The organism is Lysinibacillus sp. COL-1 (assembly GCF_059814265.1).
Genome location: NZ_JCAWSJ010000004.1, coordinates 2,485,388 through 2,497,842, shown reverse-complemented (window position 1 = coordinate 2,497,842; position 12,455 = coordinate 2,485,388). Strand labels below are relative to the sequence as shown.

Sequence of the window (12,455 nt, the reverse complement as noted above, 5' to 3'; positions counted from 1 at the left end):
TTTGTTAGATTGGGGTAATAGAATGTCAAATTTCTATGAAAGTTTTTTTAGTGAAGAAATCAATTACTATGACGAACAAAGCTTATGGTTCAATCAAAATAAATACAGTTTAAAACAACTGGCTAATAAAGCGTTTAAATTAGCAACCGCAATGCAAGAGAAGGGGATTAAACCGGGTGCTGAACAAAATGTTTTGATTGTTCTTAGAAGGTCACCAGCTCTTCTTGTTGCACATTTATCCACATTTATTGCTGGTGGGGTTATTGTTTGTATCGATCCAGAGACACCAAAGGACAGAATCGACAACATCATTGACGATATCAAACCTAGCATAATAATTACGCATCAGGATATTTATAAGGCAAATGCTTTTCAAGATCAGATCACTTTTAAGCTTGATGATGCTCTTCAACATTTTAACTTGGATCATAAAGAAATTAACATAAATATTCATTTTTCTGTAAAATCAGCTGCTTATATTGTCTTTACATCAGGTACTACAGGCAAACCTAAGGGTGTAGTCGTTGAGTGGCAATCTTTAAATCGATTAATCGATTGGCATACAAAAACGTTTGATGTGACAAAAGATTCAATAGTATCTTTAACCTCTTCACCTGGATTCGACGCTTCCATATGGGAGATTTGGGGAGCAATAGCTTCAAGAGCATCTATTTATATGACGACAAAAGATGAAAGACTGAACCCAGAGCTATTAAAAAATACTTGGATAAAGCATCAAGTAACGCATTCATTTGTATCTACGCCAATTGCAGAGCGACTAATGGAACTCGGCTGGGATCATAGTCATGTAGCTTTAAAATATCTTTTGGTAGGGGGAGATAAACTAACAAAGTACCCTTCAAAAGATTTACCTTTTCATGTAGTAAACAATTATGGACCAAGTGAAGGGACTGTTGTAAGTACTTCTGGAATTGTGGAGAGAGCGGATGGTAAGGCGAAAAAGCTACCTCATATAGGCTCTGCTTTACCTTATGTAAAGTGTTTTATTTTAGATCGAAATTTACAAATCATTCATGAAGTTGATAGAAAAGGAACATTATGGATATCTGGTGAGGGATTAGCAAGAGAATATATTAATTTGCCGCATGAGACAAATGAAAAATTTAAACAGTTAGACATTGACGGTGAAAATGTAAGAGCCTACAACACTGGGGATGTCGTCAGCAGAGATCTTCAAGGGAAGTTCCATTTCCATGGTAGGGAAGATTTTCAATTAAGCATTAATGGAGTGAGAATTGAATTAGGGGATATAGAGAGTACTCTTCAAAAACATAATAGAGTAAGTCAAGCTATAGCATTACCAATACATATAGCTTCAAATACGCTATTGACAGCATCCATTGTATTAGAAGAGGAATCCTCTATTTCAGAACTCGAATTATTTAGCTATTTAAAAGACAAGCTGCCTAACAATATGATACCAGTTCAACTTATTTTTCATAAACATTTACCGTTGACTAGAAACGGGAAAATAGATCGAGAATTGTTGAACAAACAGCATATTGACTATTTCAACAGAAAACAATTAAGTGAATCTTCAACGAATATAAGTGAGTCTTTGCAGAAGATTATTGATATTTTTTCTTCTACCTTAGACTTAAAATGCTCATCACAAACAGATTTGTTTGAAGTTGGAGGAAATTCCTTAGATGCGGCAGAAATTGCTGTGAAAGTGTCAAAAGCGTTTCATGTTGATTGTTTACCATGGCAAGTACAGCAACAGAGAAAACCATGTAATTTATTGGATATTCTTTCTACTTTACCAGCCCTATCAACAAACAATGAACCTACTGTATATAATAAAAACGAGTGGTTCCCTGCAACGAGTATGCAGAAAGGGCTTTGGTATTTATGGAAAACAAATGAAGGAAATCCATTTTATAATGTAGGTGCTACTTTTCATATTAACGGTCTTTTCGATGAACGTAAGTTTTATAGTGCCTTTGTGCATAACATTAAGAAAAATGCTGCCTTTTTTGTGAATTTTAGAGAAAATGCCTCCTATGGAATTGAACAAAAAATTAGAAATATAGATGAGATAGCAGAGCACGTGGATCATCACATTCAAATCTTACAGGTGAAAAATATGGAGGAGGCACGCTCACTTGCAAAGACAATTTATAATCAACCTTTCCAGTTAGAGAGCGATGTATTGTTTAGAGGGGCAGTCATTCATACAGAGAATGCTGGAGCCGTTTTTGTACTTGTCTCTCATCATATTGTATGTGATGGCTTATCTTTAAAAAATATACTTCAAAATATAGCTAAAGTTTATAATGAGGAAATTACTAGAGATGACATCAAATCAAGTAGTTCTGAAAATTTATATAATAATATAAATAAATTGGTTAATAAATCAAAGGATCAAAATTTAAAGGATTTTTGGGTTGAGCAATCTAAGACATTTAAACTCGCTCAACTGCCTATTCGAGAGAAATCCGAAGAATATATAAGAATTGGAAAGATTTTTGAGATTGAAAGCAATAGAGGGCTAGGTAAAAAAATTGATCAATTTTCACAGGAGATGAAATTGAGTCAGTTTACAATATTACTTACTGCTTGGGCACTAAATTTAGCAAAATATTGTATGCAGGACACAATAACGATAGGAGTTCCTTATCATGGTAGGACAAATGAAAATTTAAATGATGTTGGCATGTTTGTTAATTTAGTTCCTTTAACGCTTTCATTAAATAAAAATGCCTCCTTTAAAGAGCTCCTGCATGAAATCAGTAACACTGTACATGAAAATATTGCTCATGGAGATTTCTCTATTGTTGATATTGCGGCTAACATTGATAAAAGAGAGTATTTTGATGTAGTAAATAATACATTCAGTCTTAAAGTGAATCTTGAAATGGATTTAAAGAATATCAACACAAGTTTTATCGAGCAAGATACTGGTGGATCAAGATTTCCTTTAAGTTGTTTCTTCAATGTGGAGAACGGAGAAGTAAAAGGACATATAGAATATTCATTTGCTCATTTCACAGAAATAGAGATTCAATTGTTGGCGAAGAATTATTTTAGATTACTTGCTTCATTAATTAATGAACCAGATAATTTGTGGAGTTCTGCATTTACAAAAGGTTCCATTATATCCGCTAACGATAATGGAGGACTAATACAAAAGGCTAAGCCACTACACTGTCAATTTGAAGAGGCAGCGAGAAAATATAAGGATTATATTGCCATTCAAGAGCTGGATAGAGCTTTAACATATGAACAACTCAATCAAGAAGCAGAAAAATATGCTTCATTACTGCTATCAATGGGTATTGCAAAAGGTGATTATGTGCCTATTTATATGGACAGGGGAATTGATGTCATCGCAGTAATACTAGGTGTTCTGAAGGCAGGCGCAGTATATGTGCCTTTAGATACGGAGCATCCTATAGCAAGAACACAGAAATTATTAGCGAGATTAAATCCAAAAGTTTTAATGGTAAATACAATAGATGAAATACCCTATGGAGAATGGGAAATTGTAAATACTTTAGAAAAAAATAGCGTTAAAAATAATATAAAAGCAATGAGGAGTGTCTCTGTCCATGATTCAGCATATCTTATGTTTACTTCTGGATCGACGGGTGAGCCGAAAGGTGTAGTATGTCCACATTTAGGGGCTTCTTTACGCATTGAATGGCAAAAAAACCAAAATAAGATTAAACCTGGTAATAAAACATTGTTTAAAACGCCATATACATTTGATGTATCTGTTTGGGAAATATTTTATACCCTTTGTACAGGTGCTACGTTAGTTGTTGCTCCTAAAGACTTGCATCGGGATCCTTTAGGTTTATTGAATTTTATTAGTGATAAGTCAATTGACTTGTGTCATTTTGTCCCTTCTGTGTTGCAATTAATGCTCAATGAAATGGACTCTCAAAAAGATTACAATTTACCATTAAAATATCTTCATTTAAGTGGGGAAGCTCTGCCAGCTCCATTAGCTAAAAAAATAAATGAGTTGTTACCACAAGTCGAAGCATTCAATTTATATGGTCCAACTGAGGCAGGGATTGAAGTTACTGTTCAACAGGTAACAAAAGATCACTATAATATTGGTTTTCCATTACCTTATGTAGAAATAGAAGTTGTCGATGAAGCTGGGCTACCAGTTCCAAAAGGTTTTCCAGGTGAATTAATGATTGGAGGGCCTTCTTTAGCAAAAGGTTATTTCAAGGATGAAATAGAAACAAGTAAAGCTTTTGTAGAGCGAAATGGTAAAACCTTTTACAAATCTGGTGATTTGGTAAAAATTTCAGCGAATGGCAGTTTAGATTTTCTAGGAAGAAAGGATTCACAAGTTAAGGTAAACGGTGTAAGGATTGAGATAGAAGAAATCGAAGCGTGTGTAATACAGCAACCACAAGTTAATGATGCAGCGGTAGTATTAGGGAATGATCAAAATAACAAACCATGTTTAGTTTGCTTCTACACTTTAAATTTAAAAGATAGTCTAAGTAGAAATGACTTGAAAAAAGCTGTCTCTAAAGATTTACCGGCAACGTATATCCCATCAATGTTCGTTGAGTTAGATAGATTACCATTAACATCTAGCGGAAAAAGAGACAGAAAACTACTTAGCTTAGAAGCTTCACAATACCTTTCCGATGGTGCTCAAAATAATTTCAGGGAGCCAACAACTGAACTGGAAAAATCAATTGTAGAAATATGGGCTGAAGTACTAAAGGTTAATGAAATAGGTATTGATGATAACTTTTTTGAAATCGGTGGAGATTCCATTAAATCTCTTCAAATAGTATCTAAATTGCGTACCAATGGTATTGACATTACTCCGAAAGACTTTTTGAAGCACCCGACGGTATCAGAAATGTCTCTCATACTTAAATAATATGGAAGGAGGTTAGTATAGAATGCTACAAAATGATAAGAAACTCGCGTTAACACCATTGCAGCTAGTTATGTTAATGGAAACGTTAAAGGACCCAACATCAGATGCATATTGGCAAATTTTATCTTATGAAATTCCTAATTCATTTACATTCGAAGAGATTCAAGATGCTTGGTTAAATACTGCCAAAGCCAACCCAGCATTAAGAACAAAATTTGAGTGGCAGCAAGAGATAGAACCAATCCAAATTATTCAAAACAATGTAGAAGACATCAATGTAGTCGAGGTTAATTATTTAAGGATTCAAGATGAATTTATGAATATAGAGAATTGGTTTAAAAGTGAGATTGGTAGGCTACAGCAAAAGATGCTGAATAAGACGCAACAATTTTATCTTATTCAAAATTGGAAACCATCTAAAAACTTATTAGTATGGGTGCATCATCATATCATTATGGATGGTTGGTCAATTGCTCAAACACTTGAAGATTTCTTTAAGCTGTTAAATAAGGATGTCACTTCATTAGCCATTCGTCCAGATATAGAACCTTATTTACATTATATTAGTGATCCAATGTATCAAAAAGGACTGGAAAAATATTGGGGAAATGTATTAAGTGATTTAGCTGAAGCCGAAACATTAGCTATAGAAAAGTCACAACATATTACTCAAAAGCCATTATTCATGTATATCGATAAAGAGTTAAGCAAGAGAGCGGCAGAAAATCTTCATGCCTATAGCATAAAGAATAGAGTTACAACTTCAAGTATTGCTTTAACAATATGGGGCGTGTTAATCAATCGATATCAACATACGAATAAGCTATACGTAGGATCGACTTTTGCATTAAGACCATATCAATTAATAGAGTCGAGTGATATGAATGGAATGCTTATAAACACATTACCCGTCAAAATAGATATAGAAGATGAACTAACATTAAAAGAAGTATGTCTACAGACAATGGATCATCTGCAAGATGTTTCTGAAAACAGCGGAGTTCCGTATTCTAAATTATTACAGTTTGGTGGGGTGTCTGGAGATACAGAAATCTTTAAAACCTCTGTTATTTTCCAAAATTTCAAGGGAACTTTAAATAATAAAAAGAATGGTGATTTGGTTCACCAATATGGAACAAGCTCTGATCCATTATCGGTAACATTTGATATTACGCAAGACTCCATATGCTTACGATTAGGTTGGGATCAACAACGTTATGAGAAAACGGAGCTTCTAAGACTTCTAGATTCACTTGAGTATATATTTGAAAATATAGATAACTATAATAATATGTTGGTCCAAAATATTAACTTAACACAAGGCGAAGAGCTATATTTAAAAAATGTTTTGACGACAGAATTTTCTACTACGTCTGAAAATTTTTCAATTCAATCCATTTTAGGAGACCATAGGGATGATTCCTTAGCCATTTCAGATGGTCAAAGAAATTTAAGTTATCGTGATGTCAAAAGATATAGCAATATTGTGGCAAATCAACTGCTCGAAGAAGGAGTACAGAGCGGGGATACAGTTGCACTGGTAGGAAAGAAAAGTATTGAAACAGCAATCGGTATTTTTGCTGCTTGGACAATAGGTGCGGCATGGTGTGCTATTGATACGAGTATACCTGAAGCAAGGACTAAACGTACATTAGACATATTGCAGCCAAAAACATCATTATTCCTAGATAACATTCCAACCATTATTGAACGTAGTATGGATGAGAAAGAAATGATGAGCGAGGCTTACAGATTTAATTCGGAAGATGTGGCATATTATATTTCTACTTCTGGTAGTACAGGGGAACCTAAAATCGTTTCATTGAAAGCAGAAGGGTTGTTACAACTAATCCAAAGCTGGAAACAATTTTATGACCTTTCTAGTGAACAACATGTTCTTCAACTAGGGAGTTGGACATCCGATGTTTTTTTAGGTGATTTGCTGAAGGCATGGTCAACGAATGGCTGCTTGTTCGTTTGCGAGGAAGATAAAAGAATTGATATGGCATATTTAGCAGAAATGGCAGCTAAATATAAAATTTCGTTTTTGGAGTCAACACCTGTTTTAGTAAGGGAATTTATTCACTATTTAAATGAGGTAAATATTATCTTAAAAGATTTAAAAACGATAGTGGTAGGTGCTGATACGTTCAGACTTGAAGAAAAGAATGAAATATGTGACATGCTTTGGGACGGCGTCAATTTTTACAATGGTTATGGTCTAAGTGAATGTACAATTGAGTCTCTAGTTTATACGTGTAATAACAATCATGACAGTTCTAAATCCGGACTTTGTCCAATAGGTAAACCATTACCAGGAACAATGGTGAGAATTGTTGATAAATCAGGTAATTCGGTAGCCCCTGGCATGATAGGTGAACTACACATTGGAGGGAAACAAGTAACAAAAGGCTATGTAACCGAGGAGGGTTTAGTTACCTCAAATAGTTATACTCTGAATGATGTTAACTACTTCCGGACTGGTGATTTAGTTAGGTTGAACGCTAATGGAGTGATTGAATTTTATGGGCGCAGTGATCAGCAAGTAAAAATTCGAGGCTATCGATTAGAATTAGGAGAAGTAGAGAACGCGTTATTATCCCTTCAACCAGGTATGGAATGTTTTGTTATCTGTCTTCCAAGTAATAACGGTGAAAATACTTTAATTGCCTTTATAAGTGGAACAGACCAAAGTATTGAGACCATTAATAGTAGTATCTCTAAGATACTTCCGGATTTTGCTATTCCGAATATTATTGTTCCTTTAGAAAGGCTACCCCGCAATACGAATGGCAAGATTGATAGAGTTTTGCTAAGGAAACAAGCTGAAGAATTACTTAATCAGTTAACCGATACATCGACTATCTCAATGTCAGGAGATATGGTTGATATTGTAAGAGAGACATGGGAAGTAGTTTTAGGAAAAAAGGTACAGTTGAATCGTAGCCTATTCGATCAAGGTGGCCATTCTTTAATTGTACTGAAATTATATAACTTACTTAGAAAAGTGTTGCCTTCGTATGAGTTTGTAGTTGGTGATCTTTTCAGATATCCAACGATTAATCGGTTTGTAGAAGAAATTACGGCTAGAAAAGAAGCTGTGCCTATCCAAGAAAGTACTGTTCCATCTTACAGCAAAATTGAAGTACTTGAAAAAGTGAAACAAGGCGAGCTTTCAGTGGAGGAAGCTATGAAAATAATAGGTGGTCATAGATTGTGAAGATGAAACAAGAAAAAGGATATCTAGTATATAACCCAAATCCACATGCAAAATTAAAATTGCTATGTTTTCATCATGCTGGAGGTTCGGCACTTTCGATGGTTCCTTTAGTGAGAGATTTATCTGAAGATATAGAAGTATGTTTGTTCGAATTACCTGGTAGAGGAATGACTAATGATTTACCGTTTCTATCAACATTTTGTGAGGCAAAAGAATATCTTTTTAAAACAGTATTTCATTATATTGATCGCCCAGCCGTTTTATTTGGTCATAGTTTAGGTGGACTATTTGTCTATGCTTTATCAAGTTTACTGGATGATAAAAGTCAATATATTCAAAAATTAATCATTTCAGCTGCTAGGTCCCCTATAACTGTATCTAATAATGCGACGCATCCTGAAGCTCCGTTTACGAGGCGAACGAGGGAAAGTGTCATAGCAGATATTAGAAGGCTAGGTGGAGTGCCAAATGAGCTTGAGTCTGACTCGAAGCTGTTTAATTCAATCGTTGATGTTACAGGCAGAGATTTTCATTTACTTGATACATTTAAATTCGATGACAAAGCATTTATCAACTATCCAATGGAACTTTGGCTAGGTGCACAAGATTCAGCAGTTCCTGATGAGGAAGTGAAGCTATGGGAGAAAATGACGCTCAATGACTATAAGTGTAAGTATTTTAATGGTGGTCATTTTTACTTAAATGAGAATGAGGAGCCTGCGAAAGAATTGACAAAGGAACTCATGACTATTTATACCAACATCAAAGGAGAGGTGATTCATGCAGACTAAACTTAAACCAGGTGAAAGAAGACATTATAGGGAAATTGAACTTTGGAAAGATATTACCCAAGAGCAATGGGATGACTGGCATTGGCAATTAACGAACACTATTAAAACGTTAGATGATTTAAAGAAAGTTGTAAACTTAACTGCTGAAGAAGAAGAAGGAGTGAAAATTTCTCTACAAACGATACCTTTGAATATAACTCCTTATTATGCATCTTTAATGAATCCAGATGATGTACGATGTCCAATACGCATGCAATCTGTTCCATTATCTGCTGAAATTATGAAGAGTCACTATGATCTAGAAGATCCGTTGGATGAAGATGAAGATTCTCCTGTACCAGGTATAACTCATAGGTATCCTGATAGAGTATTGTTCTTGGTAACCAATCAATGCTCCATGTATTGTAGATATTGTACAAGAAGAAGGTTTTCTGGACAGGTGGGGATGGCAGTACCTAAAAAGCAGCTTGATAGAGCTATTGATTATATTAGGAATAATAAAGAAGTCAGAGATGTTTTATTATCGGGCGGAGATGCCTTATTAATTAATGACAAAATTCTCGAATATATTTTAAGCAGTTTAAGAGACATACCGCATGTTGAAATCATTCGAATTGGTACTAGAGCACCAGTAGTATTTCCTCAAAGAATAACAGATGATTTGTGTACGATTTTAAAGAAATATCATCCTGTATGGCTAAATACACACTTCAATACATCGATAGAATTAACCGATGAAGCGAAAGAAGCCTGTGAGAAATTGGTCAATGTGGGGGTTCCAGTTGGGAATCAATCTGTTATTCTGACAGGCATAAATGATAGCGTGCCAATAATGAAAAAATTAGTACATGATTTAGTTAAAATCCGGGTTAGACCATACTATATTTATCAGTGTGATCTGTCTGAAGGGATTAGCCATTTTAGAGCGCCTATTTCTAAAGGATTGGAAATAATTGAATCTTTAAGAGGACATACTTCTGGTTATGCTGTACCAACATTCGTAGTAGACGCACCAAACGGAGGTGGGAAGATAGCTTTACAGCCAAATTATATAATTTCTCACAGTCCTGAGAAAGTCGTTTTAAGAAATTATGAAGGGGTTATTTCTTCTTATCCAGAGATAAAGCACTATGAATCAGATACAGCCGATAGTTACTTCTCTGAAGTGTATGATTTAAAATCATACGAATCAACAGGCGTTTCAAAGCTTTTAGAGGCTGAACCTTCGAAAAGCTTAGTACCTGCAAATCTTCCGCGATATAAATTAAGAGAAAGATATAAAGAAGAGGGGGCGGAGACATTAAAGGATAAAAGAGAAAATAGAGATCTTTTAAAACAAAAGAAAATAGTACAAGCACAGAAAATAAATAAATAAATGCTAGATAGGAGACTAGAGATGGTAAGTTTTTATGGTAGTTTATCTACAGAATTATATGATATAGATAAATATATTGGTAAAACATTTGGCGATGTAGAGTATTATTCAGAAAGGTTAGAAGGCGTTAAGGGAAAGATATTAGAGCCTGCTGTTGGTAATGGGCGTATCTTAATACCTTTATTGCATAAAGGGCTAAATATTGAAGGTTTCGACCTTTCTGATGACATGTTACAATTATGCAAAAAAAATTGTGCAGAAAGAGAGCTTTCACCAAATCTATATTCATTAAATATGTGCAATTTTTCTTTGGAACAAAAATATGAGGCGATTATTATTCCGACTGGCTCATTCCTATTATTGCATCAAAGAGAAGATTCTTTAAAAGCCTTAAAGTGTTTTTATGATCACCTAGAGGATGGAGGCCGTTTAATAGTAGATACTTTTCTTCCTGAGTCGTTTGAGAAGGGTTATGTTTCAACTAGAATATTAAAGAATCAAGACGGTGACTCTATAACGTTGGAAGAAGTATTGGTAGATGTGGACTACATTAATCAATTTACTATTACTCACAATAAATATCAGAAATGGCAAAATACGAAACTAATTGACACTGAGTTAGAAGTTTTCCCATTAAAGTGGTATGGAGTAGAAGAGTTTCGAGCAATTTTACAAGATATTGGATTTAAAGATGTTACGATTTCTGCGGATTATGAGTATAATAAATATCCAACAAATGGTTCAGAGGTATTTACGTATGAAGCTATAAAAAAATAGCAGTTAATAACGACTTTTATAGAACCTCAACATAAAAAAAGGTTGTTCTTAAAGCCCTTAAAAGTTCGATTGGAGAACGATTCGTTTTCCAAATCGAACTTTTTCCTTTTCTGCTGAAAGTAGTAGGGTACTTCCTATTTTCAGTAGGTTAAGGGCAACAGCATGCGGTGGGGCGAGTCTTGAGGTATATCCCGTCAACCAAAACTGCCCATGATGATAGAAGGAAAAACGTCTATATTAATTTAGATATTTTACAACAGACAACTTTATTTGGAAAAGAACGTATACATTTAAAAGAGGCGCCCTTATAAAACTAGGAGGCGCCTAAAACATTTGAGGTAAAAATTCCCTCATGAATCGTTGATTTTTACGTAACCATATTTTTAAAATCATACGGTGTGTTAATAATCTATGCCTTTTATTTGTCCTCGTCTTGGCCTCAATTAAGCTTTGTAGCAGAATACAAGTTTCCGTTGTATAAGCTTGAGGTTCTACGAGGACATCCAGCTTGTAATCAATTAGCCGTGCTGCCTGAATCTTTGCTAGTAAATAGGCAAATTGTGTATTCATTGCGGCATAATTTTCTTCTAATTCTAGCTCAATAAGTGAATAGAGTGTTTGTTCTATTTCAGCTTCAAGTTCTTGGAGTTGCTCATTTGATGGTTGTGTCAATACATATCACCTCTTTACACAACAAGATAACCGATAGCAGCAAATAGAATTCCAACTAGCAAGGTACTGGCAATATAGCTAATGGCTTGTCTCCATTTTTGTTGCTCTATAAGCTGTAGTGTTTCAAACCCAAACGTAGAGAATGTCGTGTAGGCTCCTAAAAAGCCTATGCCTATCAACTGCCACAACCAGTCACTGACATGCAGGGCGAATAAAAAACCAAGTGCAAAGGAGCCTGTACAATTAATGATAAAAGTTGCCCATGGATATGGATGTGCAAGTAATTTTCCTAAATAGAATCTTGACAAAGCGCCAAAAATTCCCCCAATTCCGACCAAAATCATACCATGCGCCCCCTTGCAAGTCGTATCCCCAGCCATGCACCTGCTAGTCCTCCTAAAACACTTACGGCAACATAAAGTACAGCCTGTAGCCACTCATTATTTTCAAGGAGGAGCAGTGTCTCTAAGGAAAATGTCGAAAAAGTAGTAAAAGCACCACAAAAACCAGTCCCAAGTCCTACTACAATCGGTGTGCGTTTTATAAAAGTGGTGAAAAGCCATGCTAAGCAAAAGCATCCAACTATATTTATACAAAGTGTTGTATAAGGGAAACCGTTTGTGCTTGGCCAAATCAGATTAAGACCATATCGACTGATTGCGCCAAAAAATCCGCCGATGCTAACTGCTAAAAATGTCTTCAACGTAAAGACCCCTTACTAAAAATGACTATATTGAAAGT

General features: G+C 34.9%; 8 protein-coding genes. 5 read left to right on the top strand and 3 right to left on the bottom strand.

Features of this window, described 5'->3' with window-relative positions; all coding sequences use genetic code 11:
• Nucleotides 1-22 precede the first annotated feature (22 nt).
• Genes AC6BKE_RS20740 through AC6BKE_RS20720 form a run of 5 tightly spaced genes read left to right on the top strand, consistent with a single transcriptional unit; the run spans nucleotide 23 to nucleotide 11,042 of the window.
• Complete coding sequence (locus AC6BKE_RS20740; protein ID WP_499857913.1) at nucleotides 23-4,879, top strand: amino acid adenylation domain-containing protein; 4,857 nt, start codon at nucleotides 23-25, stop codon at nucleotides 4,877-4,879.
• A 22-nt stretch (nucleotides 4,880-4,901) separates the two neighbouring features.
• Nucleotides 4,902-8,099, top strand: coding sequence for a condensation domain-containing protein (locus AC6BKE_RS20735; RefSeq protein WP_499857910.1), 3,198 nt, complete (start codon nucleotides 4,902-4,904; stop codon nucleotides 8,097-8,099).
• Nucleotides 8,100-8,101: 2 nt separating this feature from the next.
• Nucleotides 8,102-8,890, top strand: coding sequence for a thioesterase II family protein (locus AC6BKE_RS20730; RefSeq protein ID WP_499858330.1), 789 nt, complete (start codon nucleotides 8,102-8,104; stop codon nucleotides 8,888-8,890).
• Nucleotides 8,880-10,265, top strand: a complete 1,386-nt coding sequence (gene kamA, locus AC6BKE_RS20725; protein ID WP_499857908.1) for a lysine 2,3-aminomutase — start codon at nucleotides 8,880-8,882, stop codon at nucleotides 10,263-10,265. Before AC6BKE_RS20730 ends, kamA begins: the two co-directional genes overlap by 11 nt.
• 21 nt (nucleotides 10,266-10,286) lie before the next feature.
• A complete protein-coding gene (locus AC6BKE_RS20720) occupies nucleotides 10,287-11,042 on the top strand; it encodes a class I SAM-dependent methyltransferase (protein WP_342543939.1) in 756 nt (251 codons plus the stop codon).
• Nucleotides 11,043-11,366: 324 nt separating this feature from the next.
• Here AC6BKE_RS20720 and AC6BKE_RS20715 read toward each other — a convergent pair whose 3' ends face one another.
• Genes AC6BKE_RS20715 through crcB (AC6BKE_RS20705) form a run of 3 tightly spaced genes read right to left on the bottom strand, consistent with a single transcriptional unit; the run spans nucleotide 11,367 to nucleotide 12,417 of the window.
• Entirely contained in the window at nucleotides 11,367-11,714 is a 348-nt protein-coding gene (locus AC6BKE_RS20715; RefSeq protein WP_036120563.1) for a hypothetical protein, read from the bottom strand.
• Between the two features lie 14 nt (nucleotides 11,715-11,728).
• On the bottom strand, nucleotides 11,729-12,058 hold the full coding sequence (gene crcB / locus AC6BKE_RS20710) for a fluoride efflux transporter CrcB (protein ID WP_499857906.1): 330 nt from the start codon (nucleotides 12,056-12,058) through the stop codon (nucleotides 11,729-11,731).
• The gene (gene crcB / locus AC6BKE_RS20705; protein WP_342543938.1) at nucleotides 12,055-12,417 is read right to left on the bottom strand and encodes a fluoride efflux transporter CrcB; all 363 of its coding nucleotides are present in this window, start codon (nucleotides 12,415-12,417) and stop codon (nucleotides 12,055-12,057) included. Before crcB (AC6BKE_RS20705) ends, crcB (AC6BKE_RS20710) begins: the two co-directional genes overlap by 4 nt.
• Nucleotides 12,418-12,455: the final 38 nt, after the last annotated feature.

Bases quoted from the DNA above. Each gene is read 5' to 3' on its own strand.
- kamA (WP_499857908.1), top strand. From the start codon at position 8,880: ATGCAGACTAAACTTAAACCAGGTGAAAGAAGACATTATAGGGAAATT.
- AC6BKE_RS20730 (WP_499858330.1), top strand. From the start codon at position 8,102: ATGAAACAAGAAAAAGGATATCTAGTATATAACCCAAATCCACATGCA.
- crcB (WP_499857906.1), bottom strand. From the start codon at position 12,058: ATGATTTTGGTCGGAATTGGGGGAATTTTTGGCGCTTTGTCAAGATTC.
- AC6BKE_RS20735 (WP_499857910.1), top strand. From the start codon at position 4,902: ATGCTACAAAATGATAAGAAACTCGCGTTAACACCATTGCAGCTAGTT.
- AC6BKE_RS20720 (WP_342543939.1), top strand. From the start codon at position 10,287: ATGGTAAGTTTTTATGGTAGTTTATCTACAGAATTATATGATATAGAT.
- AC6BKE_RS20740 (WP_499857913.1), top strand. From the start codon at position 23: ATGTCAAATTTCTATGAAAGTTTTTTTAGTGAAGAAATCAATTACTAT.